Here is a 22,874-nt window from a genome sequence, read left to right as displayed (position 1 = left end):
AATAAAAGCAGACTACCTTCTAAAAGATAGTCTGCCATAAAATTCTTTAGGTTGTATTACGTCACGCCTAATGGGGCGAGTACGTATCAAGTTGCTTAATTAGGTTAGGCCGCCCCAACCTTCACACTTAGTGGACATAGTCATAACTTCACATCCTCTTAACAAAAACATTTCTCGTCCGTTGTTATTGAACGATTAATGCCACTCTCAACACCTTACACGTCAACGGATTAATATCCCCTGAAGAGTCGGTTCATTATACCCTATATAGGGAACTAATTGTTAGACACAAGAAAGCTGATTGCCAATGTGGAGCATCATGGCTTTTTGCTCAATTTTTGTTAGGCGGACATCAGGATTCCTGTCTTGTGCCCGCCGGTTACGGGGACATTCTCACACCCTCTTCGACCTGTCAAGGAACTCACAACTTGCCTGCACAAATCCTCAAAAAGCCGTCTTCGTATCTACCCGCCACCGGTCGTGCCGCCACGCGACCTCGTTCAAGTAGGCCTAGAAATGTCGCCCGGCGATGTGGTGATAGATTCCCTGCTCTGCTCTGTGCATCACTGAGAAAAAAACTCGGCGTTGTTAGTGGACACGCCTGGCCTCCAATATTCTACCAAATGCTTGATGCGACGCATCGGGTAGTCGCCCTGCACGAAATTGAAGGCGCGCCCCATGTTCGCGTAGATGCGTGTGCCAGGTTTGATGAATATGTCCCAGACGCCAGATCAGGACCGCCCAAGCATGGAGACCGCTGCTGCTTTTCCGGCGTGAATATTTAGCACCATTATCTGCGGCGGGGCGCCGAAACGCACGGGCAGGCCGCTCTCTCCTAAGCCGCGCGAGACAATGAGAATGCGGTCACCGCGGGTAAGCCACCCCTTGGCCGTTTCTTCCAAATAGCGTGAATTTCGGATCGGCGCGCCAATCCACGGAAATCGCACCTGACCGGCATGCGTATGCCCGGCCAGCATCAGCTTGGCCTCAGGATGGTTCGCAAAGGGATCCGGTTCGTGGATGAGCGTTATCAAGGCGGCGCCCTTAGGCACCCCGTTCATCGCTTTTGCGAAGTCCGGATGGTCTGTTGTCTGGTTTGCCAGGCCCGCCAACCACAGATCGCCGTCGTGTCTCTGGACGCGTGCCGACTGATTGATCAAAACATGCACGCCGGCCGCGTTAAGTTGACGCGCCGCTTCGTCACAGCTCCACCAACAGTCATGATTTCCCAGCACCCCGTAGACGCCCAGCGGCGCCGACAGACGGCTCAGTGCCTGAAATCCGTCATGTTCGCGCGCCGTGTCCGCCTTGGAACGCGCCCAAAGCTGGCGCATTCGGTGCACCGTCAGCCAGTCGGTACCGACATAATCGCCCCCCAACAGCACGATGTCCGGATGCAAGGCGTTTACCCGCCGCACGATGCTGCGAACGCGTGCCGGGGTCATGTGCAGCGGATCAATGTGGAGGTCGGTGAGAAATACGGCGCGTATAGGGGCGGTGCTTTGGGGCCAATAGGGCGTCTGCACGTCGAACCTATCGACCGTCAGGCTTTCCGGCTCGAACCAGAACGCGTTCGCCGCCAAAACCGCCAGCAGTATGGCGCCAAGCGCCAACATCCATCGGCCTGCCTTCAGTTTACGCACGCGAACCAAATCATTTCCTTTTGAGCCATAGGTCGTGCGGCGGACAGTGGACGATTCACCGGCCGCTTTCAACGTCTGACCACATTCCCCTTCGCTACACTATCCGGTGCACGTACGCACGGGTTGCCGTAGCGGTGCCCGCTAGTCCAGGCCGACCTTACCGGGCGCCCAGTAGGCTTTGGTTTTTATGTGGGCTGGCCTGACGCCCAGCCGCTTCAGGGTGCGGTGGAAATGTTGGATCGAGGTGGCTTTGCCCGTCAGGACAAAATGGGCACCACTTTCGATAGACCGAATGAGCTCGGTTTCAATGGCTGCCAGATGCGCATTGTCGCCGCGGCGTCCGATGAGGTTTGCGTCCGCAAGGCCGATGGAGGCCAGCACCGATCGCGATTGATGGAGGTCCGATGTCTCCAACACGTAGCGGTATGCCGTGTTCCGCAAGGCGGTGCGTGTGGCTGCCGCCAGGCCGAACGATGTCTCGTCGCCGAACACCACAACCGGCGTCGGGATATTGGCGATGTCCAGTGAGGGGCGGGGGCCGAAAAAGTGGCACGTATCACCTTCACGCCGTTCTTCGGCCCAGCAGGCGCCGGGGCCAAGCCCGTGAGAATAAACGAGTATGCGGGTTGTTCCGATGTCTGCGTCCCATGATATCGGGGTGTAGGTGCGGGCGCTGAAGTTCGCGTTCATGGCGACCTGGATCTTCTGACCCGGCGTCCAGACAACACCCTGAAGGGCTGCGCCTTCGAGTTCAAGCAGCCGAAAACGCGGCGAAAGGGTTGTAATGGCGCCCACGCGGGCAGGCCGCATAAGCAAATGCCGAAGGGTACGATCGATCAGGCCCGGCGGCCGGGGCATGGGCATATCTGGCGCGAAGGCTGTCTCTGTCATGTCTGTCTGCCTGTAAAATATCGACACACGCGCGGTCGATCGGAAAGCTTTTGGGGGCACCTGACCTTTTTACCGTAAAAACAATTGTCGTCATCGCGTAATTCTGACAAAGAATTTTGAAATCCTGCCAAAAAGCAAAAGGTGGCTCATGCCGATCCTGACAGACCTGAATGTAAAAGAGGCGTGGATTGAGCCGGATGAGGTGCCGCGACCGATTATTGCTTTCGGCGTGACGGGATTGACCACAGGGGTGGAGTTGCACCGGCATTCCCATCGCAAGGCGCAATTGCTTTTGCTGCTAAGCGGGGTCCTCATGTGCGAAGTCGATAGCGGCCTGTGGCTCGTCCCGCCCCAGTCGGCGTTCTGGATACCCGGTGATGCCATGCATGCGCTCAAGGCATCGGGATGTATCGAAGGCTACAATGTCTTCCTGGACCCCTCTATCACGCGTCATCTGCCCACCGCCGCGTGCACGGTGTCTGTCACGCCTTTGATGCGTGAACTGCTCATAAGGGCGGCCAGTTTTCCTTTACTTTATCCCGAAGGCGGCGCGGAAACGCACCTGTTTACGCTGTTGCTGGACGAAATCGCCGCGGCGAAGGTGGGAAGCCTGCATTTACCCATGCCCCAGGATAGTCGCCTGCGCATGGTCGCGGAAATGATGCTGGCCGATCCGGCCGATCGCGGAACAATGGAGACCTGGGCAAGGTATTCAGGCATCGGCGAACGTACCTTCGCGCGTCTTCTGGTAAAGGAGACCGGCATGACCTTCGGGCGCTGGCGTCAGCAGCTCTGCATCGTACACGCCTTGCAAAAGATGGCTGATGGCGTCTCGATCCAGCAGGTCGCCTATGAGCTCGGTTATGACAGCGCCGCCAGCTTTATCACCATGTTCCGTAAGACCCTTGGGGTTCCGCCGGGTCGCTACATGACGAATTTGAAGGGGCAACCTGATCCAGATGTGGGCCTTCAGTAGGTCGTCCATTCGGGGCTACGCCAATATCGGCTTATGATGTTTTTTAGGAGCCGGAGTTCGGCTGTCAACTTTGGGGATATTGCTACGAGACAAGAACTTACGCTTAGGCCGACAACTCGGTGCGATGTGACAGAGCCGGCCTCGCCTGGCTCCCCCAGAGGATTACCGTTTATTCATTTGTAATTTTATCAACGAAGGTATTCGTAGGTCTCCATAGATGGAGACTTAGGATGGCTGAACCCTATGATCGCCGTAATGTTTTATGCGGCTTGGCGGCAATGGCAGCCGTTTGCGCTCCGGCGCGATCGTGGGCCGCAAACCCGCTCAAAAGCGTGACGGCGCCTGCTGACGCCCTGGATGCCTACATTCGGCTGCGCATGGACAGGGAACATATTCCCGGCCTGTCTCTGGCGATTGTCAAAGACGGCAAGCCTATTGCGATCAAGGGGTATGGATACGCCGATCTTGAATGGAACGTGCCGGCGGGCGTGCAGACGGTCTATCAGATCGGCTCGATGTCCAAACAATTCACCTCGGCCGCCATCCTCATTCTCGCGCAGGACAACAAGCTTGGCCTGGACGACATCATTGGCAAATATATCGACGGTGCGCCGCAGACGTGGAACGCCATCACGGTTAGACACCTGCTGACCCATACGTCTGGCCTGCCACTCGAAGGTCTCCCCGCGACGGAGAAGACATTTTTTGCAGATTATACGAAAGATGATCTGATCACATCGGCGAAGGCGCTGTCCTTGCTTTCACCGCCAGGGACAAAATACAGATACGGCAATCTCGATTACGACCTGCTTGCGATTATCATCGAGAAGGTCAGTGGCGTCTCTTACGCGGAGTTCCTTCAGCAGCGCATTTTTGGGCCTCTGCGTATGACCTCCACCCGAGTCAACGACCGGCGTGCGATCATTGCCAATCGGGCGCAAGCCTACCTGTGGGACCATAACAGCCTGCAAAAGTGCGAGCCCCAGGTCAGCCCAACGCGTTACTACGGATCGGCTTCACTCATGTCGACCGTTATGGATCTGGCGAAGTGGGACGCCTCCCTCTATACCGACAGGATTCTCAACGCCGCCAGCCGCAAAGCCATGTGGACACCGACGACCGTGGCCGATGGCACGGTTACGGCCTATGGCTTTGGCTGGGAACTCTCTTCCGTCAAGGGGCACGCCCGCCTTTACCACACGGGGGCCATGGATGGATTTGTCGGCAATATTTCCCGCTTTGTCGACGATCGCCTGACGATCATCGTGCTCACCAACCAAAGCGGTCTCTCCAATCCCCTGCGCATAGCGACAGGCGTGGCGCGCCTCTATATTCCGGCCATCCGGCCGGCCATTCAGGGCGGGCAGCCCGCCCGTGTGTACGTGGATAAGACCGTCATGGCCTCGGCCGCTGGACGATATGAATATTGGCGAGGCTTTATGCTGACACTGACGCCCGGAAAAGGCGTGCTGCTGGGGCAGTTGCCAGTCGGCGAGGCCGATGACTACGTGCCGGTTTCCACAACCGCGTTCTGGCAGGCAGAGGAGGGCATTCAACTCACCGTCGTCAAGACTCCGGCAGGAGAGGTGACCGGTTTGGTGGTGCGGCAGGATGATGGAAGCGAACGCACCATACCCCGCATCGGGCCTCTTTTTGATGCGCTTAAGCTGCAACCCGATCCGGACCCTAAGCGAAGCCAGCGGATAGAAGCCGCGCTCATCGCGATAGTACAGGGTGGAAAGGCCGTTGCAGACGATCCCGGCATCGCGCCTGGGATGAAGACGGATTCAGGGGCTGGAACCGCGGATTTTGCCGGCATGCGCGCATGTACTTTTCTGGCTGAAGAAAATGTCGTCGGCCGTGGGATCGAACGGCATGGCGCCGAGGTTAGCCGAGTCCTTTATTATCGAATGAACATGGACAAGCTGACGGGAAACCTGCTGGTTTATGTAACAGCTGACGGGCTGCTGACAGATTACGACATCGTGGATAATTAGGCCCGCTGCACGATCCAGCGAACGCGTGCCGGTGTCATATGCAGCAGATCAAAGTGGAGGTCCGTGAGAAATACGGCGCGTATAGGGGCGGTGCTTTGGGGCCAATAGGGTGTCTGAACGTCGAGCCTATAGACCGTAAGGCTTTCGGGCTCGAACCAAAAGGCGTCCACCGCCAAAACCGTTAGCAGTATGGCTCCGGTACGATTCCGGGCAGCCTACTTCTCAGGCGGAGGAAGCTCTGCATATTTCTCCCATGCCTTCATTGCGAAATCATAGAGGTCGTCGCGGTCATAGGTCGCGAGCATGCGATCGGCGATGGCCATGTCAAGGGCCGCTTTGACCTTTGCCTGGTAGCCCGCCTTGTCGCCATAGCGTTCCGCTATCGACAGGCGCGGATCGCCGGTCGCCTCACGCTCGGCTTTCGTTTTGGCGAAGGGCAGGAAGCCGCCGTGTAATTCGGCCAGCAGGCCGAACGGCTGATAAGCTTCGGGGGGCGTGTACCAGGCGGTATAGGTGCCGAGCGGTACGGCCGCGAAGATGCCTTTGTAACCGCCTAGTTCATTGCCATCGGCATCAACCTGCGGCACCAGCAGCAGATATTGCCGCCCCGTCTTTGGCGGTTCATTGGCGATGATGCCGTGGCTGGCGTAAGCGGGGCCGAAATCGAGCTGCCAGACGGGGGGTGGCGCCGCCGGCACCTTGACGCCTTTCAGCGCCGGGAACATCAGTTCCGTTGCCGGCACCAGCGTGCTGCCGAGGTGCGGATAGACCGAAGGCGGTGGCTCAACGCCATCACGTATCCACATCATCAAGTCGTCTAGCAGGGCATTCAACGCGTTGAAATTGTCATAGTTTAGGTTGGAGCCGAACGGCGCCATGGCTTTTACTTCTTCGGGGTCGCGCACCGGACTGGGGTTATGGACGCTGGACGGAAAGTAATAGAGCCGCGAAGACGGGTCGAGTGGCAGTTCGCGTTTGCCGTCCGGGCTGACGGTCAGCAGCGATCCGATGCGGGCCCAGTACTCGGTCGAACTCATCGTGTGCATGATTTTCGGCATCGTGCCCTGTGCCCGCGTGGCATCCAGCGCTGAGGCATTACCCGTACCGTCGATATCCGGCGCGGCGGTTTCCGCGAACGGATACAGATCGACCGGGCGTAGGATACTGAGGACCGAATTGCCTGCTTCGCCTGGCATAGCATAGCGATGGTCGAAGCTGCCGCGACCGGCGCCCGCGCCGGAAATCAGCATGCCGTCGAAGACCCGTAGGCCGGTCTTATCGGCGTTGAAACCGCGATAGAGATAGTCGCGTAGGAACCGCGCGCTTTGCGAATAACCGAAGGCGATCAATGCGCTGGCGGCTTGTGGACGCGCGTTCAGGGCGGAGGCGACGCCTCGGCCTTTCAGATGATCGCCAAAATCCCGCACCGCCGCCAGGCCCAGACCGATCACCGGCGCCGGTGCGCCCTGATAAACCAGTTCATACAGGGTGTTTTTAGCCAGCGGAGTCTTTACATGCAGCGTACAGGCGTCGGGCGTCAGCTTTCCGCCCTTACTGTGGGCGAAGGCGAAGCTGGATCGCGGCAGCGCGCGGCCATGCGTGTTCAGGCTCTTCAGCGGGCGCAGTGTGGCGCCTTTTTGCACAACGTCGGCAGCGCAATAATTGTTATTGCCGTTCAGCGACAGTTCGCCATCCTTGAGGTCCTCCGGCAACAGCACCAGACGCACCGCACCCTGGCCGGTGCCAGTAGGCACGCTCAGGCCGAACTGATCCGCCGGCAAATCCGCCTGCCAGCCAACCCAGGCCAGGGTATAGCCATGGTCGAAGATCTGCGTGGTCCTGAATGCCAGATCGGTTTTTTTAAGAAGATCGAAACCGTCCGATTCGAAGAAGGTATAATTCATCTGCGTCACGCCGCGATTGGCGACTTCGATGACCGTGGCGCCGTTGGACTTCGACGGATCGGCCGGCCGCAGCAGCAGGAACGGCCCGGAAAATTCGACCATGCCGCTGGCATTGCGCGGTGCCAGGGCGACATCGGCGATACGGCGGCCGTCCGGGCCGTTAGGGTCTACCTGGTAATGCACCCTGCCGCGCAGCAGTTCGTAGGTACCCGTATTGCCCAGTACTTTGCCTTCCAGCCACGGGCGCTGCTCGGTGATATCGACGCGGGTCACTTCGGCCGATGCGATCTGCACAGATCCGACAAGCGCGGCTACAGACAGCAACAGGCAGGTGATGGCGCGCATAGGTGTCCCTCTATGTGAAAACGGCGTTACGCTACCATCAAATAAGGGCTTTGAAAATGCAGCTTTAACTTTTAAATTCAAACAACTTCTAGTCTGCTTTGCGCGCGTTTCCTTGAAACACAGATGACCGCAACGGGCGCTAACCGGCTGTCGCGGGCGGTGGTGCGTCCCACGACAGCTGGCACGCTATTTGGCGCGCTTGAGTTGGAAAAGCGGGCCGGTATAGGTGCGCACCGGGTTGCCGCGTTCCAGGTTCTGGTGGGCTGACCACTGTTCAAGCTGCGCTTCCTTGCGGGCCCCGGCGCGGCGGTCTTCGAGCAGTATGGCGAGTTTCAGCGTCGCCAGTTTGCGGTTTGCGTGCTGGGATCGCTGTTGCTGCGCCGTCACGACCAGGCCGGTAGGGCGGTGGGTCGCCCGAACGGCGCTGTCGGTCTTGTTGACATGCTGTCCGCCCGGGCCACTGGCCCGCATGGTTTGAAACGCAATGTCGTCTTCGCGCAAATCGGGCACGGTGTCGGGGGAGGGCGCAGGCGCCACCCCCACGAACCAGTTGCGCCGTTTGTGCCCCGGGCGAAAGGGGCTGTCGCCCACCCACAGGATGGTGCCCATTCGGTCGTTAGCAAACGCCTGGGCCTCATCACCGCTCACCCGCAACAGCAGAGAGGTCGGCAGGTCGTCCTCTGCCTCCAGAACCTCGCAGGTCAATCCTTGCTTGGCCCCTTCGCGCGTGAAGGCCTGGGCCAGGCGGGCCACCACCCACCGGCACTCTTCCGGGCCCTTGCCGGAGGTTAGATGCAGAATGATGTCCGTCATTGGGCCCTCGTTTTGTAGCTGAGCAACGGCCGGAGCCGGGCGATGACACGGATAAGGCCTGCGTCCTCAAGATCGGCGATGACGCCGGCTATATCCTTGTAAGCCTCCGGAGCTTCCTCGTAGATGAGGCGGCGGTCTTCGCAGATGACATGGCTGGACAGCTTTGTGCGCTGCAAGTCGGCCACCCGGAAGCGACGCGACAGGCGGGCATGGGCGTCGTTACGGCTCCATTTTCGCCCGGCGCCGTGGGCCAGTGAAAACAGCGCCTTATCTCCGCCGTCCAGCACGGGTTCGGCCAGATAGCTGAAATCGCCTCTCGATCCGGGGATGACGATGAGGCCGCGATCGGCCGGCGCCGCCCCCTTGCGGTGGAGCCAGCCCGTGCGGTGTTCGGTCACGCTGTTGTGGACGATGTCGAGACAGCGGCGGCCGGACAGACCGATGGCGTTCAGGAACCGTTCCGCGATTATGGTTCGGTTCACGACGGCCCACGCCACGGCCTGATCGTGCCGCAGCAGGTACGCCTTGGCTTCGGGGCGGGTGGCCAGCAGGCCCAGCTTGCCGGTCATGGCCATCTGTGCCTGGAGGATCGCCTGGCCCAAGCCGCGCGACCCGCTATGAACCATCATCCAGACACGGTCGTCGCTGAGATTGAGGGCCACAAACCGTTCCGGCGCATGGATGTCCTCGATGCGCTGAAACTCGACGAAGTGGTTGCCGCCGCCGATCGTGCCGAGACCCGGGCTGGCCAGGTCGATAGGCAGGCCCGCCGCGGCCAGGGCGTCTTCGACCGATCCGTCCCAGGGATCGTCTAGGCCATGGAGCTTGCGTTCCACCTGACCCACGCGGAACTTGCGCACCGCCAGGCTGGTTTCCCACAGCGCCATCCCGCAGCCGATATCGCTGCCGACCAGGTGCGGCCATATGCGGTCGGGTGACCAGAAGGCCGCGCCCACGGCGATACCGTTGCCGGCATGGAGGTCGGGCAGGCCGACGACCCGGCCCATGCCGTCAAGACGGGCCGTGGCATCGAGCTGATCCAGGGCTATGGGATCGAAACGCGCCGGGTCATGCCCAATCAGGGTGAGTTCACAACATGTTTTCATGCGTGGCCTCCCGTCCGTGCGTGGCGCACGTCAGTTGAGTGGAAGGCGCGGCGGCCATCCATGTGTCGATAGTTAGAAGAGTGAAAAGAAGCAGCGCTCAGTGCGCGGCTAAATAGGGTCAGGCGTGCGTTTGCGCCCGACAGGAAATTGCCCATGCAATCTGTTCCTGAAGCGTATGGATAGGGAAATCGATTTCGAGATTGAGGAACGTTGCTCGCATGATTTTCTCCTTTCCGAATTCAGGGACACGCCGGGACTGGCTATCCGGCCTCATAAGAGATTGTGCCGCAGAAATCAACCCGATTTGGTATTATATGCTCTGGACCCGCCTTGGTCGTTGCCTCCGCTAACCTGCCTTGAGTGGGTTGACTATATCCGCATTGCCGTGCGCCCGCAGCCAGATAGCCACGCGTGGCCAATTCAATCCGGTGTCGTGTCCTTATTGGCTGTATCTGCCCGTGTCAGGAAGGTCGTGAGCATATTATGGGCGCGGTCGACGGACTTTTGATCGTTGACCTTGCCGCGGGCCAGGATGATGCTTTCCTGGTTGGCGGGCGTAAGGCGTTTGAAGGCGGCATCGTCGGGATGCGGGGCGCTGTTGATGCAGGCTTGCTTGAGTTCCGGGTTTTCGGTGGACACGCAATCGACCAGGGTGCGGACGGCTTCGTCCTGCTTGCCGGTGGCGAACCGGACGGAGACATAGGCGGGGAGAAACGGTTTCTTGTCGCCGAACCGGGCAACGGCGGCGTTTGCCTGCGTTTCCGCATCGGCCCAGCGGCGCATGATCAGAAGCAGGTCCACGTGATCCTGGAAGGCCTCAACCGATTGGCCGGGGAGCAGATGGGCGGCGCGGAACTTGGCGTCGGCCTCGGCATATTTCTTCTCGCGTTTGAGAATGCGTGCCCGTTCGTTCAGCACCATGGGGGTGTTGCGAAAGCTGGTCGCTTCGGCCTTGGCGATGTATTTTTTGGCCTCAGCCAGATTGTTCTCGGCGCGCGCCGCGGACGCCGCATCGACCGCCGCCACGACGGCGGCGCCGTCTGAATATTCTGCGGATTTGCGCAAGGTGCCCAGCCAAGGCGTGACCGCTGAAACGGCATCGCCGTCGCCGTAGGCTGCCGTGGCATATGCGTCCAGGCCGACCGCGCGCTCTTCGGGCAATCTGTGGGTGCGGGTCAGAACGCCTTTGAGGGAGGTGGTTACGCGCTGACGCGCATCGTGGTTAAAGCTTGCCCAGGTCTTGTCGGTTTCGCTTTTCAGCGCCGTCTCATTGAGCTTGCCTTCGGCGATCAGCGCCGCCGCCGCCTTGGCTTGGGTTTCGGTCGCCGTCGCAAGGCTGGTTTCCAGATCGGTTTTGATCTTTTCGCTCAGGCTTTTTTGTTGTCCTTCGGACTGGGCCATGGTCTGAAACGCCACACCGACGGTACCGGCGACATTGTAGCCGGCGCGGGTGGCCAGGTCGTAGCCCAGGGTGTCGGCCTCATCTTCCTGGCTGCGTTTCCAGACCGGCGTGACCAGGACATCGAGGACGAGCCGGAGTTGTTGACTGCGATCGGCGGCTTCAAGCCGGGCATCGGTAATCGCGGCCTGGTCCTTGATGACAAACTGGTTGCTGATTTCGTTCCAGCGCGCCTGGGACAGCTTGGTGCCGTAATAATAGCCGTCCGACAGCGCACTGATCAGGGCGTTCTGCGCCTGGAGGCTGTCGTTGCGATTGAGGTGGCCTAAGGCGATATGGGCGTATTCGTGCGCCAGGATGAAGGCGATCTCGCTTTCGCTTTTGGCCTGAACGAGGAGGCCCAGATGCACCTTGATTGAGTTATCGGGCAGGGCTTCGGCCTGATAGACGTTCGTGCCGACAATCCGCACCTTGACCTGTTCCGGTTTCACGCCGGGCCATTGGGCGGCAATGGCATCGACTATGGTCTGCAACTGGGCGGTCACCAGCGGTAAATCGAGCTGGCGATCCTGATATTCGCCCCGGCTGGTCGCGCTGAAGGTATTGCGCGTGGTGGGGTCCTTCAGCGCCCCGGGGTCGATTTTACGGGCTGAGACCTGACACACATATTTGCCATTGGCGCCATTGACCGTGTACTTGCCGGCGACCTTCTTAATCTGCTTCATCGTGGCGCTGCCGGCGTTCTTCAGCGAGCCCATGAGCCCGGCTTTCTGGGTCTGACAGCCATAGTCCGACCAGTCCGCAGGCGGGCGGACCGGGGCGGCGACAACGGCAGGCGCGGCCGCAACCGGTTTGGCCGCCGTTTTGGGAGCGGTCAGCGCGCTTGCGGGCAGCAGAAGGCCGCCGAGGATCAGGGGCGGAAGAAAGGGCAAAAAGACAGGTGTGCGCATGGGGTCAGTTCGACTTCAGGACGCAACCGATGCGGCCTTCGCCCGACCCGGCGTTCTCAGCCCCGTTCGAGCGACCGGGCGGAATCCAGGCCAAAACGGTTGTTTCCGGGCAGGCAATGCCCGGGATTTCCACCTGGCCTTCCAAGACGTAAACACGCTTTCCGTCTAACATGAACGCCACCATATTCAGTTCTGGCTTCGCATCCACGATCTGTAGCGGCGGTTTCGGCAGCAGGCTGGTTTTACGCCGTTCGATGAACTTTCCATCCGCATCGTAGAGTTTGGTTTCCACCATGGTGAAACCGGCGATGTGGGGCGGTGAATCGGCGGCCAGAGCGGCTTGCGCGGATGCTGTGGCTGCCCCCAGGGAGAGCATGGCGGCGAGGAACAGGAAATGGGCTTTCATTGTGTCGGCTCCTTGGCTTGGGGGGAGGGGGGGATAGGCGGGGTAGTGGGAATAGGGGGGCTAGGGCAGGCGGCTTCGGCCCGCGCGGCACGCACGCCGCTTTCGATGTCGAACCAGGCGCGCAGGCGGCGTAAATCTGAGGCGAGGTGGCTGCCGAACGGTCCCCGGTCGAGAAGGCGCAACATGTCTTCGCCCACGGGTTGCTGGCGTTGCAGCAATCCTAAGGTTAGCGCCGTGGCGCCGACGCCGAGCCAGTTGATGGGCTCCTCACGCAGCCCCCAGATGCCGATGGCGACGACGGTAATGATCAGAAGCAGGCTGATGCCGAGGAGAACGCCATAGAGCCGCAGGGCCGCCGCCAGCGGCGCCTCACCCTCCGGCGATGCCTCGTCCAGATGGTGGCGGCGCAGGGCGCCCCAATGGCCCAGGACCAGAAGACAGAACAGAAGGCCGGTTTCCAGGATTTTGCCGCCGTCCAACACGGGCACGGCGACCTTGCGGTAGTGTTTGCCATATTCAATGAGGTTGTCGAGCGCCATCGCGTGGATAAATGCGCCCGGAACGGCTCCTTTGAGGGGGCTGTCGTGCAGGTCGGACCCGCGCGTGAAGTTGGGGCCGATGATCACAAGCCTGTCCTTCAGTAGGTCCTTGGCCTGTTCCGGCGTGAGCAGGTTCAGCGCATGATAGGGGTAGCTGCGGCTATAGTAACAGTCGGGCTGCGACGGATCGATATTAAGCACCGACCGGACGATCCGATCGACATATCCCAAAATCGGCAACCCTATTTCCGGCACGGTACAGGTAAACCGGTTGTTGTAGCGCGTGTTCAGGTGGGATTGTCCCGGTGCCGGGCGCGCACCCCACACGATACTGAGAGGACGGGAAAAGTCTTGCGGCCAGGTCGCGGGGGTTGCGCCGGTTTCCAGGTCCAGGGGGCTGGCGCCGGCGACCGCGTTAAAAGGCTCGCACGCCGAAGCGGGCGCCAGGCAATAAGCGGCATAGAGCGCCGCGGCCGGACTCAGGTCCGACAGCTGTGGTGAGCGTAAATCGCCTTCCAGGGTCGGCATAGGGTAGGCGCCTTTATCGAAGGTGACGTCGGCGACAACGGTGCGTTCGGCCAGTTTGGCCTGAAGCTCAGTCGTCATGGGGGACATGTCTTTTGCCGGCCGGCCCACCATGACCGGCGTGCCGCCCGTTTTGACGATGCAGGCCAGTTTGGCGAAATCGCTGGCGTGGCAGGCCGGCAGATGGCGCCATTTGTCGGCCTGGGTGCTGATCTCGATTTCCTGCAGCAGGGCCCAATGGCCGCACTCTGCGGCCTGTTCGCTGCGGTAGGGGGCGCCTTCGGCCAGAACCGCCGAACAGGCCGACTGAGACTCCTGAGAGAGGTCGCGCAGGTCGCCGAAGAAGGTAAAATCGAGGAAAATCGCGCGCGGCCTATTGGCCTCCCCATCACCCGCCGCGTCGCGTATCCGCGCGATGATATTGGCGTAGTCGGTATAGGAAGGCGGCCAATCCTGAACCTCCATGTCTTTGTGGAGGTTGGCCACATTGGTGTCGTCGATTGTAATGACCGACACGAGCGCCTGGCCGCGTCCGCTGTGTCCATAGGCTGGGGCCATAATGCGTTGGATGACCGCATCGCTTACGGCGTCGGAGGCGCTGTCGAGGCTGAACAGATCCAGCTTGGATATGGCAAAAGCCGACAAGGCGGTGAGCAGGCTCACAATTAAGATACGTAGATACACCCCCAAACCCCCCGGGCGTTGCCGCGTGCATTAAAATCTAAACGTCGATACGCTCCTCAAACGCCACAAAATGTAACGGTGATATTACAGGCGTAAGGCAGATTTTGAGGCTATGCAACCCAGGGATTAACTATTTTTTCACTATCATTTACGAATGCACGCGCTTAAAATTTCCGTCTGGGCGGAGGGCGTCATCCTTAAGGCCAGCGTATTGAACATGTGATTGGCGTGTCGATTGACCGGATCGGCCATCTCGCCCTGAATCTTGCCTTTAATGCCGGACTAATATTCCAACTCACGTTTATCTTTCGGAGTCGCCATGCCCCAACAACCGACGGCTCGGTCATTCTTTCAGTCGTCGGTCTATTTGAAGGGACGGTGGCTGTCCTGCGCTCTGCCACCCCTGGCGTTTATCGCCCTCGAAGAAACGCCGGGCCTTAGCGGCTTAAATGGCATCAACGCGGCGGCCTTAATTGTATTAAGTCCGGTTGCTGTCGGTGTTGGGTTTGGGCTGACGGCTGGCATTGTTAAGTTGACGCGGTGGATTGGCGGGAAGGTCAGGATGCGTTCCCGGGCAGGTTTAGCGGGATTGATGTTGACGATCGTTGGCATTCTGAGCCCTCACGCATATTTGGATGGCGACTGGCTGCTATTGGGCGTGATCGAAATCGCCTCACTCCCGGCTGCCCTCCTGCTTGCGACCGTTCAGACGCCCAAGCGTGAGGACAGCTAATTCGCCTTCTCGATGGCGGTTAGTCTTATGCAGCAATCTTGGTTTTCGGGAGGTAGACAGTGGAAGATATATTAGAAGTGCCAACCTTTATAAGGACGTACCATTACGGAGACGGGCGGGAGTTGCCTGTCAAGATTTGGGCGCCAGATGAGTCAAGTGTGCCCATGTTTTGTTGGTTTAAAATTGGCGACGAAAATATTCGGCGGGCGCCCGGTTTAGACCCATTGGAGGCCTTGTTTAATGCCATGAAAACCATTGAAATGCTGCTGAGCGGGATTAGGAATAACCGCGATCAGGGTTTGCACTGGAAAGACGCGACCAAAGAGGGTGATCTGGGTTTGCCCGCTTTTTATGGCCTGGAGCATCAAGTCTCCGACCCAAAAGGCGTAGACGGCTAGCCTTGCCGGGACATGAGGGGGGACGATGACGGCGAGATCTGAGACAGCACCGAACCGGTTTTTGGTTGCCGTTGGGGGATTGATTAGCGGTGGCGCTGTAGCCAGTTGGTTCGCACTTTCCCACTTCGTTGACAAATGGCAAGTCAGCGGACCCCGAACACCGCGGGGCGACTTCATCTATGGGTATATCGAACATGGCCGTTTGACTTACTTTAACGCCATGCAGTCGACGGCGTCGCATCTGTATATTCCACTCTGGTGCATTCTGATGGTGGGTATATTAATCGCCTACAGGGCCTATGGGGAGAATGCCTTTAGCCGGGGCCGTTTTACCCCGGCTCATTTACCCCTCCTGGCTTTCCAAATCCTGGGGGCGATGGTCGCAATCGGGATCATCTTCTTTTTTGGCCATGCGATTCTCAACGCGCTGGTGAGCAGTCCATTCGGCCCCAGCAATGACGATCTGAGTATGGTCACCCGAAACTGAGATATATACGACAGCGCGCGATGATGGGGGCCATGCAGTCAATTTTACATCTTTTCAGCCTGAAAAGCCGGCTTAATCGAAAAGCCTTCTGGCTCAACTGGTTGGTGCTTTTTGTCATCTCCATTTGTCTTGCGAGTATCTGGCTTAGGATAGATGGGGATGAGGGGGTGCTGACGGCGACACTGGTGATCCTGCCTTTCCGTTTGCCTGTGCTGGTGCAGCAGGTGTCCATGTATGTCCGCAGGCTGAGGGACGCCGGAATGCTATGGGCTCATGTGCTTTTTTTGCTGGCGGTTTATACCGTAATGACTGTTGTGGCCCTTTACCTGGCGCCTGCCGCCATTGACGCGCGAGCAGAATGTCAGCTTACTGGGTTTGATAACTGTGGGGATGCTGATGGCTTCGAAGCGTTTACGTTTCTCTTTGGTATTGGCCCTTTGACGGGTTTGCCCGGACCCTTATCGTTTTTCTGGGCCTTGTCCGTGGGCTTGGCCAAACCGCGTGGTCGCGCCGTTGCATCGGCAAGTCCGGCGCAATAACGCGCTGGTGAGCAGTCCATTCGGCCCCAGCAATGATGATCTGAGTCTGGTCACCCGGAACTGAGATATACTGAAGCGGGCGATGGGGGCTCAACCTAATGATGATGAGGCGAGATATCAGATTATATGCGGTGGCTGTGATCGCCGTGATCAGTCTCGCCATTTTAGGTGGCTATATTATTCTGTCTGCGCAGAGAAAACATGTAAATCATTCGCCTGAATTTTTAAAAAGTGAGTTTTTGAAGGGCAATGTAAAATATTACGATGAGATGTTTATGTATATAAATTACAACTCAAAAAAGCTTAGCCAGGCTGATCACCTGTTGTTGCTAAAGAAGATGGCTGATGCCGGCGGGTTCGTCTACAAAAGGCATTATGCCTATGCGCTTATGCGTTATGATATGTGTGAGGAAGTGGTTAAATATATAGCTGACGAGAAGATTGCGAGCCGGTTTGCAAATCGGCCTGACGCTTTGCAATTGGTATCTGACAGCATGGGGCAAACGGGTCAATTTTGTCCGCCTTTTCATACGACTAAAGTCAATTTGACCGCCAAAGTTAAATCCGTTTCCTCTAACATTGCCATGTTCAAAGGCTATGACGCCGTCTGCGGGACTGTTAATGGCCGTCGCTTTTATACTTACATATTCTCTGATGACCCCAGAATAGAGGGCATTGGAGAGGCGGTGGATGACAACAATTGCCGCTTTGATGAGGGGTATGCGGACTACTGCCTGGGATCGCCTGTCGCGGGTAAGCAGTGTCGCGGATTTGACCCTGAAAAAAGCGAGGACATCATCTATCCGCCTCGAAATGTCGGCAGTCGCTGATTTTAGGAGAAATTGGCACGCCTTCGCCTACCTTGTCGCCGTCGGCCCTGTGGGTTAGCGTGATCGGATGCAAAGACTATTGTTTATCTGTTCGGCAAACCGGTTACGCTCTCCCACCGCGGAGCAGGTGTTTTCCCAGTATCCAAATGTCGAGGCCCGCTCAGCCGGTTTGAACAATGACGCCGTCGATCCCTTGTCGCCCGAGCATTTCGAAGACATTGACCTAGTTTTTGTCATGGAAAAGGCCCACCGCAGCAAACTGAGCCAGACATATAGGGCGTACCTGAAATCTGCGCGCGTCATCTGCCTGAACATCCCAGATGACTTCGAATACATGCAGCCGGAACTCATTACCCTCCTGAAAGCGCGTGTGACGCCGCACCTGCGATAAGCGGGAGGCGCAAATAACCGAGGCAAATTCGAATAACGGGTGTACATATGTTCGCGCGCTGTTTCTTTGCGGGCGACCCACGCACATCAAACCGAACGAGGACCAGGATATGACTTTAAGCCATCGCCTTACGCGCCTATTCCTTTGGGTGTCGGTCATCGGGGGTGGCTTCCTTCTGGGGGCCAAGGTCTTTGATACGGTGGTCCTGGCCGGGGCGTGGAACCATGCCGTGCCGGACTCGCTGCGTTACCTGCCCTATGGCAAGGATTTCCCGATCGATACGGGAAGCTTTTTCATACCGGTATCGGCGCTGCTTCTGATCAGCAATTTCGGGGCCACGATATCGGGATGGCGAACCCCGTGGCGCTACCGCGTGTATCTGGTTGTGCCCGCCCTGGGCATCTTCGCGGCCTTGGTGTTTACCGTTGTTGTGTTCTGGCCGATGAATGCGTCCTTGTGGTACTTTGCCCACCACCCCGAACGCGTGCCAAACTTAAGCGCCGCCGACGTTGTAGCCCTGGGCCGGCAATGGGTGTGGCTGGATTGGGGGCGAATTGCGGTTGCCGCCGTGTCTTTGCTGGCGTCGTTGCGCGCCTTTGGCCTGCCGTTTCCCGAAAAATCCGCCCCGCGCGATCCGCTTTGGGTAAAGCTTGCCCTGGGCGTGTTTGTCGCGCTGGCGGTGGCGTTCGTCATCTACTTCGTCAGTAATATTTGACCGAATACCGAAGCACGATTTGGAGTTTTGCTAAAGCAACAAACCATTTCAGAGCCTGCCACTACGGATTGTTGCTGGCCATTTCAAAGCCGAATAGATTTATACCTTTTAATTGGGCTAAATTTAAGAATTCAACGACGTTAGCCCAGCTCAAATTTATAGAGGCCAGTCTGAATTCTTTGTTTCCTCTGGAGCAGACGATCTGAACAGAATTGTTGGATCGTCTTATCGATGTCACGTCCTTCCATTGGATACGCATATGTTGTCTCAGTAAGTAAAAAACGATGATTTGATCCTCGGTGACCAAGACACGCTTTTGCAAGCCGGCAACCAGAAGAACACCCGCCGGCAAGCTAAACCCCAGGATCAAGCCGATCCACGGAACAAAATCCTTGGCTAAATCCCCCTGTAAAATGCCGATGAATCCGTATTGCGCCCCAGAAAAAATTGAGATGAGCCATAGCCAGGTGCAAAAAAACGGCTCTCTAAGTACCAAGGAATGTCGAGTTTTGCGCAAGATAAATGCAACTGGGACAGCCAGGGCCAAGAGGAAGGCGCACGACAGCCAGAAGAACACTGCCTTACCTTCATTTGACGTCGCCAGCTTAAAAAAGGCGGTAAAAGGCCAATCCTGCATCGCTCAACCCCCACGGTTGTGAGACTTGTGCACACCGGAAATCGTCGGTCAAGCCAAGTGCGGGTTTTGCGCGAAAGGGTGAGGGGGGAGGGCGATCTATATCCCTATCCGCCGGTCTGGTGGCTGGCCCGGGCGATCAACTGATCGACCGCCTTGGCGACGAGGGGCTGGACCTGGGCGGCGGGCATATTGGCCAGGGTATGCAGGTCATAGGTTTGCCCCAGCTCTTGCGCCACCAGGAAGCCGAGATAATAGCCGCGGCGTTGCGGCAGGTCCGACACCTTGGGGCCGCCGAACTGGAACAGGTCGGCATAGGCCGCCTGATCCTGCGTCATCATAACCGCCTTCAGGGCCAGCAGGGACGGCAGCAGTTTGGCACGCGTCGCCGCCGCCATGTTGTCCGGCAGGATCAGCAGAAGTTCGTCTTCGTTGGCAGTGGGATCGAGTTTCGACGACACATAGACCGCCAGGCCTTCGCGCCACAGGGAACACCAGGTCTCCGCGCAGGGGCCGAGGCGGGGCTGGTGGTAGATGTGGAACAGCTCATGGTGGAAGAAGGCGGATTCGTCATGGACGTTGGCATTGTGGTATTTCACCATGCCATCGACGCCGAAGACCAGGACCGATTTGCCGTCGATCTCACGCGTGCCGCCATCCATTTCGCCGAGCGAATGGAGAATCCACACCGGGCTATCCGGATGAAAATCGGGGAAGGCCTGCATGAAGACCTCGGTATTGCGCGGCAGATCTTTGGCGATGGCCGCGACCTTGGCGGCGTAGGCGTCGCGGATAGGGCCGAACGCCGTGATAGACGTCTCGATCGTGCCGTCGCGGAACGCCCAGGTCGCCTTGCCGCCGAAGCGGTCGATACCGTAGAAGCTGGGGAATTTCGACGCTACGTCACGTTTGAAGATCGCCACGCGTTCCGGCATCGGTTTGTCCTGGGTCGCATCCCAGAAGGTCAGGAAGTCGCCGGCGATATCGTGCACGTCGAGGGTCGCGGTCTTCGTCGCCGTCACAGGCGTCTGGGGCTGGGTCGGTGCCTGGGTCGGTGTCTGGGGCACTATCTGGGCGACGGCGATCTGACCTGACCCAAGCGCCATCGCCGTCAGCGCAAACGCAATTGTTTTCGCGATAGCCGTCATGGTTTTCCCCTCCCGAATTGCAAACAGATGAAACGAGTTCACACCACCAAACGCCGCCTTGTCAAAGGAATATCGCGCACCGCGTCCAGAGAATACTCATAGGGTCTGGGCGTTACGATCCGCTGCCTCGCCACGCCGTCGGCGCCAAGGGCTGGTGGCGGTAGGCCGCGCGGCCAAAGGCCAGTTCCAGATAGGTCCAGATCACGCCGAGCCCGTAAATCGCCAGGACAGTCAGGGTGAGAAGAGTCGGCACATAGGCCATATCGATCCCTAGCCAGGTCGGTTCCCCCGCGTCCAGGCTATTCAGCGCGACCATCCCGAACGCTCCAGGCGTTGCGGCAAGGCCGTAGAACCAAAGGACGTTTTTCTGGCCAAATCTGAGCGCCACGGGAATCATGGCGGCGGCAAACGACAGGGCCGTCAGGACAAAAACGCACCGGGCGATTACCCACGTCACGTTCACCGCGTAGGGATTCATGATTGCCGTTACAATCATCATCGCGCCAAACACCGGGAATTGGGTAGTCACGGACATCAGGTGGAGCATCAGCGTCCGTTGCAGGGCGGAGAGCGGCAATCCGGCCAGTACGCGCTGCGACAAGAAGGGCACATATCCGATGGCGGTAAGGGTTCCGACGAGTGGGACGTATTGAAGAATGTCTTGGGCGTCAAAGGTCTCGCCCAATGGCGTGACACCGCAGGCCAAGACGATCGCGATAGCGACTACCGCCGAGATGAGCAACACAGTCATGGCGACTTTCAAGGCAAGCCTAAATAAGGCGTTCCAGCCGGTCGCGGATTTAGTGGCGTCAGCCGAGCGGTCTGGCGCCGGTGATTTCTGCGCCTTTAATCGCCGGGTATTGGGTAACGCAAGCGGGAGGCGCGCGCTCAGTCCGTACGCGACCGCCGCCAAGGTGACGGAGAGGGCCGTGCCGGCCAGTATCTCAGGTCGGAGGGTGGAAAAGGCCACAACGCCGGTCCAGCGGAACGCCAGGCTCAAAATGGTCACGATGAAAACGATCGTGCCGGTGGTGGCGCCTGACGGTCCGAAGGTTGAACTCAAAACGCGTGTTACCGGCAGGATCGCCCCCATCAAAAAAACCAAGGTCAGTTCGGCGCCGGCGTAAACGCAGATATCCACCCCGCTTACGCCCAACCAGCCGAAGCCTGCGCCAACAGAGGCGGCAATGCCGACGGTAATAAGGACGGCCAGGAAAGGCAGCCCCCACAGACACCACCATTGCGCCTGTCCCAAATCCTTTGCCGACACCGGCAAGATGCGCCATGTGCTGGCTTTTTGAGTGACGCCTAGGGTGAAGGACCAGGTCATAAAAATCATAAAGAAGTTGGGCGACATGTTTCCTTGCATCCACAGGGCCGCCATAAGGCCAGAGATGATCCAGAGCATCAGGCCAATCCCGACCTGAAGCCGGGGGGAGAGATCGAGCACCAGCCGGCGCACATTGGGCGACATCATGCGGCGACCTCTGGCGTGTGGGCGGCAAGCGCCACGAACAAATCTTCGAGCGTCATGGGTATGTCGGCGACGACCTGCAGGTTCCAGCCGGTGAGCGCATCGTCGAGGCACAGGCTGCGGTCGATGAGCAGCCGGACGCGGTTGTCTTGTCGGGCGAGGACGCGGACGCCTTCGATAGTGGGTGCGCGGCCTTCGATCAGGCCATCGATCTGGCGGTAGCGATCCAGCAGGCCATCCATGGGCGCCATGGCGATCAGTTGCCCCCCGATCAGAATAGCGCATCGGTCCGCCAGCCGCTCAAGATCGTCCAGTTGATGCGACGAGATGACGACGGTGCGGCTCTCATTTTTTACGATCTCGAGAATCTCATGAAACAGTATGCGTCGCGCATTGACGTCGAGACCCACGGTCGGTTCGTCGAGGAGGAGGATATCGGCGGCGCGCGACAAGGCCATAATCAGAGATAGCTTGATACGCCCGCCAAACGACAGGGTGTGGATCTTGTCGGTGCGTTTCAGTTCGAAGGCCTTAAGCAGGCGGTCGCACCGTTCGGCGTCCCAGTCCGGGTAGAAGCCGCGAATGAAATCGATGGCGCGGCCGACGGTCCCCCAGACGTTAAAATTGAGGTCCGGGTTGACGTAGGCGACCCTGGCCTTGATGGCGACCTCATCGACGGGCTGGCTTAGGCCCAGGATTTGGATATGGCCTCGGTTTGGCCGCCCCAGTCCCATGATGAGGTCGAGCAGGGTGGTCTTGCCTGCGCCATTGGGGCCTATCAAGGCCAGTACGCAGCCACGGGGAACGGTTGTGTTGATCGGTCCCAACGCGAATGTGCCCGATTTGCAGTACAGGTCGCTAAGTTCAATCGCTGGCGTCGTGGTCATGCCTGATCCCCCTGATCAATAATCCGCTGTAATAGGGCTTGAATATCCGTGTCCGACAGGTCGGCGGCGCGGGCATATTGTACGGCCGCCCGCAAAGCCGCCGTGGCGGCTTCGGCCTTTTCCTGACGCACCTGGCGCAGGCCCGCGTCGGTCACAAAGGCGCCCAGGCCTTGGCGCAGGTAAATGATGCCATCGCGTTCCAGTTCTTCGTAGGCCCGTTTGACGGTAATCAGGCTGACCATCAGGTCGCCGGCCAGCACGCGCAGGGACGGCAGCGCCTCTCCGGGTTTGAGCCGCCCCGCAGCGACCTCACGCTTCACCGCCAGCACGATCTGCTCGTAAAGCGCGCCTTCCGACGCGTGGGAGATGGGGCCAAACCTGATGTCGAAGCCGGACTGGGTCATATAGTGTGTATATTGTATATACACAGATGCGGCAAGGGCTGTTTATTGCGCGGTCG

At 58.7% G+C, this 22,874-nt stretch carries 22 protein-coding genes; 9 read left to right on the top strand and 13 right to left on the bottom strand.

Annotation, left to right across the window (positions count from 1 at the left end; genetic code table 11):
• Positions 1-731 precede the first annotated feature (731 nt).
• Together RCJ00_RS04025 and RCJ00_RS04020 are read right to left on the bottom strand one after the other, a co-directional pair.
• Positions 732-1,643, bottom strand: a complete 912-nt coding sequence (locus RCJ00_RS04025; RefSeq protein ID WP_316220418.1) for a metallophosphoesterase — start codon at positions 1,641-1,643, stop codon at positions 732-734.
• Between the two features lie 141 nt (positions 1,644-1,784).
• Positions 1,785-2,534 (bottom strand): siderophore-interacting protein, encoded by a 750-nt coding sequence (locus RCJ00_RS04020; protein WP_316220417.1) that lies wholly within the window; start codon positions 2,532-2,534, stop codon positions 1,785-1,787.
• Between the two features lie 148 nt (positions 2,535-2,682).
• Here RCJ00_RS04020 and RCJ00_RS04015 point away from each other — a divergent pair, with 148 nt between their 5' ends.
• Positions 2,683-3,510: an AraC family transcriptional regulator gene (locus tag RCJ00_RS04015; protein WP_316220415.1), complete on the top strand. Its 828-nt coding sequence runs from the start codon at positions 2,683-2,685 to the stop codon at positions 3,508-3,510.
• 230 nt (positions 3,511-3,740) lie between these two features.
• Positions 3,741-5,507 carry a serine hydrolase domain-containing protein gene (locus RCJ00_RS04010; RefSeq protein ID WP_316220414.1) on the top strand — a complete coding sequence of 589 codons (1,767 nt, stop codon included), beginning with the start codon at positions 3,741-3,743 and terminating at the stop codon, positions 5,505-5,507.
• Between the two features lie 215 nt (positions 5,508-5,722).
• Here RCJ00_RS04010 and RCJ00_RS04005 read toward each other — a convergent pair whose 3' ends face one another.
• From RCJ00_RS04005 to RCJ00_RS03980, 6 genes are all read right to left on the bottom strand, one after another.
• Positions 5,723-7,756: an alpha/beta hydrolase domain-containing protein gene (locus tag RCJ00_RS04005; RefSeq protein ID WP_316220413.1), complete on the bottom strand. Its 2,034-nt coding sequence runs from the start codon at positions 7,754-7,756 to the stop codon at positions 5,723-5,725.
• A gap of 186 nt (positions 7,757-7,942) precedes the next feature.
• Positions 7,943-8,569, bottom strand: a complete 627-nt coding sequence (prfH, locus tag RCJ00_RS04000) for a peptide chain release factor H (protein WP_316220412.1) — start codon at positions 8,567-8,569, stop codon at positions 7,943-7,945.
• Positions 8,566-9,675, bottom strand: a complete 1,110-nt coding sequence (locus tag RCJ00_RS03995) for an RNA ligase RtcB family protein (RefSeq protein WP_316220411.1) — start codon at positions 9,673-9,675, stop codon at positions 8,566-8,568. Before RCJ00_RS03995 ends, prfH begins: the two co-directional genes overlap by 4 nt.
• A 420-nt stretch (positions 9,676-10,095) precedes the next feature.
• The gene (locus RCJ00_RS03990; protein ID WP_316220410.1) at positions 10,096-12,024 is read right to left on the bottom strand and encodes a M48 family metalloprotease; all 1,929 of its coding nucleotides are present in this window, start codon (positions 12,022-12,024) and stop codon (positions 10,096-10,098) included.
• 4 nt (positions 12,025-12,028) lie between these two features.
• Positions 12,029-12,430: a hypothetical protein gene (locus tag RCJ00_RS03985; protein WP_316220409.1), complete on the bottom strand. Its 402-nt coding sequence runs from the start codon at positions 12,428-12,430 to the stop codon at positions 12,029-12,031.
• The gene (locus RCJ00_RS03980) at positions 12,427-14,157 is read right to left on the bottom strand and encodes a CHASE2 domain-containing protein (protein ID WP_316220408.1); all 1,731 of its coding nucleotides are present in this window, start codon (positions 14,155-14,157) and stop codon (positions 12,427-12,429) included. The genes RCJ00_RS03985 and RCJ00_RS03980 overlap by 4 nt, the downstream gene beginning before the upstream one ends.
• 340 nt (positions 14,158-14,497) lie before the next feature.
• On the opposite strand from RCJ00_RS03980, the gene RCJ00_RS03975 reads away from it, so the two are divergent.
• From RCJ00_RS03975 to RCJ00_RS03945, 7 genes are all read left to right on the top strand, one after another.
• On the top strand, positions 14,498-14,911 hold the full coding sequence (locus RCJ00_RS03975; protein WP_316220407.1) for a hypothetical protein: 414 nt from the start codon (positions 14,498-14,500) through the stop codon (positions 14,909-14,911).
• 59 nt (positions 14,912-14,970) lie between these two features.
• Entirely contained in the window at positions 14,971-15,309 is a 339-nt protein-coding gene (locus tag RCJ00_RS03970; protein WP_316220406.1) for a DUF6968 family protein, read from the top strand.
• A 25-nt stretch (positions 15,310-15,334) separates the two neighbouring features.
• Entirely contained in the window at positions 15,335-15,796 is a 462-nt protein-coding gene (locus tag RCJ00_RS03965; RefSeq protein ID WP_316220405.1) for a hypothetical protein, read from the top strand.
• A 32-nt stretch (positions 15,797-15,828) separates the two neighbouring features.
• The gene (locus RCJ00_RS03960; RefSeq protein ID WP_316220404.1) at positions 15,829-16,335 is read left to right on the top strand and encodes a DUF805 domain-containing protein; all 507 of its coding nucleotides are present in this window, start codon (positions 15,829-15,831) and stop codon (positions 16,333-16,335) included.
• 137 nt (positions 16,336-16,472) lie between these two features.
• Positions 16,473-17,165 carry a hypothetical protein gene (locus RCJ00_RS03955; RefSeq protein ID WP_316220403.1) on the top strand — a complete coding sequence of 231 codons (693 nt, stop codon included), beginning with the start codon at positions 16,473-16,475 and terminating at the stop codon, positions 17,163-17,165.
• A 67-nt stretch (positions 17,166-17,232) separates the two neighbouring features.
• Complete coding sequence (locus tag RCJ00_RS03950) at positions 17,233-17,556, top strand: low molecular weight protein tyrosine phosphatase family protein (protein ID WP_316220402.1); 324 nt, start codon at positions 17,233-17,235, stop codon at positions 17,554-17,556.
• Between the two features lie 109 nt (positions 17,557-17,665).
• Positions 17,666-18,271 carry an anthrone oxygenase family protein gene (locus tag RCJ00_RS03945; protein WP_316220401.1) on the top strand — a complete coding sequence of 202 codons (606 nt, stop codon included), beginning with the start codon at positions 17,666-17,668 and terminating at the stop codon, positions 18,269-18,271.
• A 61-nt stretch (positions 18,272-18,332) separates the two neighbouring features.
• On the opposite strand, the gene RCJ00_RS03940 is transcribed toward RCJ00_RS03945, so the two are convergent.
• From RCJ00_RS03940 to RCJ00_RS03920, 5 genes are all read right to left on the bottom strand, one after another.
• Entirely contained in the window at positions 18,333-18,908 is a 576-nt protein-coding gene (locus RCJ00_RS03940; protein WP_316220400.1) for a hypothetical protein, read from the bottom strand.
• A 104-nt stretch (positions 18,909-19,012) separates the two neighbouring features.
• Entirely contained in the window at positions 19,013-20,053 is a 1,041-nt protein-coding gene (locus RCJ00_RS03935) for a hypothetical protein (RefSeq protein ID WP_316220399.1), read from the bottom strand.
• A gap of 112 nt (positions 20,054-20,165) precedes the next feature.
• A complete protein-coding gene (locus tag RCJ00_RS03930; protein ID WP_316220397.1) occupies positions 20,166-21,530 on the bottom strand; it encodes a hypothetical protein in 1,365 nt (454 codons plus the stop codon).
• Positions 21,527-22,414: an ABC transporter ATP-binding protein gene (locus RCJ00_RS03925; RefSeq protein ID WP_316220396.1), complete on the bottom strand. Its 888-nt coding sequence runs from the start codon at positions 22,412-22,414 to the stop codon at positions 21,527-21,529. Before RCJ00_RS03925 ends, RCJ00_RS03930 begins: the two co-directional genes overlap by 4 nt.
• A complete protein-coding gene (locus RCJ00_RS03920; protein WP_316220395.1) occupies positions 22,411-22,818 on the bottom strand; it encodes a GntR family transcriptional regulator in 408 nt (135 codons plus the stop codon). The genes RCJ00_RS03925 and RCJ00_RS03920 overlap by 4 nt, the downstream gene beginning before the upstream one ends.
• Positions 22,819-22,874 lie beyond the last annotated feature (56 nt).

Origin of the sequence: Asticcacaulis aquihabitans (assembly GCF_032490435.1) — a bacterium.
Classification (GTDB): Bacteria; Pseudomonadota; Alphaproteobacteria; order Caulobacterales; family Caulobacteraceae; genus Asticcacaulis.
This window is presented reverse-complemented; position numbering and strand designations above follow the sequence as displayed.

Excerpts from the sequence above, each read along its gene's own strand:
- RCJ00_RS03965 (WP_316220405.1), top strand. The coding sequence starts at position 15,335 with ATGACGGCGAGATCTGAGACAGCACCGAACCGGTTTTTGGTTGCCGTT.
- RCJ00_RS04005 (WP_316220413.1), bottom strand. The coding sequence starts at position 7,756 with ATGCGCGCCATCACCTGCCTGTTGCTGTCTGTAGCCGCGCTTGTCGGA.
- RCJ00_RS03990 (WP_316220410.1), bottom strand. The coding sequence starts at position 12,024 with ATGCGCACACCTGTCTTTTTGCCCTTTCTTCCGCCCCTGATCCTCGGC.
- RCJ00_RS03930 (WP_316220397.1), bottom strand. The coding sequence starts at position 21,530 with ATGATGTCGCCCAATGTGCGCCGGCTGGTGCTCGATCTCTCCCCCCGG.
- RCJ00_RS03925 (WP_316220396.1), bottom strand. The coding sequence starts at position 22,414 with ATGACCACGACGCCAGCGATTGAACTTAGCGACCTGTACTGCAAATCG.
- RCJ00_RS03950 (WP_316220402.1), top strand. The coding sequence starts at position 17,233 with ATGCAAAGACTATTGTTTATCTGTTCGGCAAACCGGTTACGCTCTCCC.
- RCJ00_RS03920 (WP_316220395.1), bottom strand. The coding sequence starts at position 22,818 with ATGACCCAGTCCGGCTTCGACATCAGGTTTGGCCCCATCTCCCACGCG.
- prfH (WP_316220412.1), bottom strand. The coding sequence starts at position 8,569 with ATGACGGACATCATTCTGCATCTAACCTCCGGCAAGGGCCCGGAAGAG.
- RCJ00_RS03995 (WP_316220411.1), bottom strand. The coding sequence starts at position 9,675 with ATGAAAACATGTTGTGAACTCACCCTGATTGGGCATGACCCGGCGCGT.
- RCJ00_RS03975 (WP_316220407.1), top strand. The coding sequence starts at position 14,498 with ATGCCCCAACAACCGACGGCTCGGTCATTCTTTCAGTCGTCGGTCTAT.
- RCJ00_RS03945 (WP_316220401.1), top strand. The coding sequence starts at position 17,666 with ATGACTTTAAGCCATCGCCTTACGCGCCTATTCCTTTGGGTGTCGGTC.
- RCJ00_RS03935 (WP_316220399.1), bottom strand. The coding sequence starts at position 20,053 with ATGACGGCTATCGCGAAAACAATTGCGTTTGCGCTGACGGCGATGGCG.
- RCJ00_RS03940 (WP_316220400.1), bottom strand. The coding sequence starts at position 18,908 with ATGCAGGATTGGCCTTTTACCGCCTTTTTTAAGCTGGCGACGTCAAAT.
- RCJ00_RS03985 (WP_316220409.1), bottom strand. The coding sequence starts at position 12,430 with ATGAAAGCCCATTTCCTGTTCCTCGCCGCCATGCTCTCCCTGGGGGCA.
- RCJ00_RS04010 (WP_316220414.1), top strand. The coding sequence starts at position 3,741 with ATGGCTGAACCCTATGATCGCCGTAATGTTTTATGCGGCTTGGCGGCA.
- RCJ00_RS03960 (WP_316220404.1), top strand. The coding sequence starts at position 15,829 with ATGCAGTCAATTTTACATCTTTTCAGCCTGAAAAGCCGGCTTAATCGA.
- RCJ00_RS04015 (WP_316220415.1), top strand. The coding sequence starts at position 2,683 with ATGCCGATCCTGACAGACCTGAATGTAAAAGAGGCGTGGATTGAGCCG.
- RCJ00_RS04020 (WP_316220417.1), bottom strand. The coding sequence starts at position 2,534 with ATGACAGAGACAGCCTTCGCGCCAGATATGCCCATGCCCCGGCCGCCG.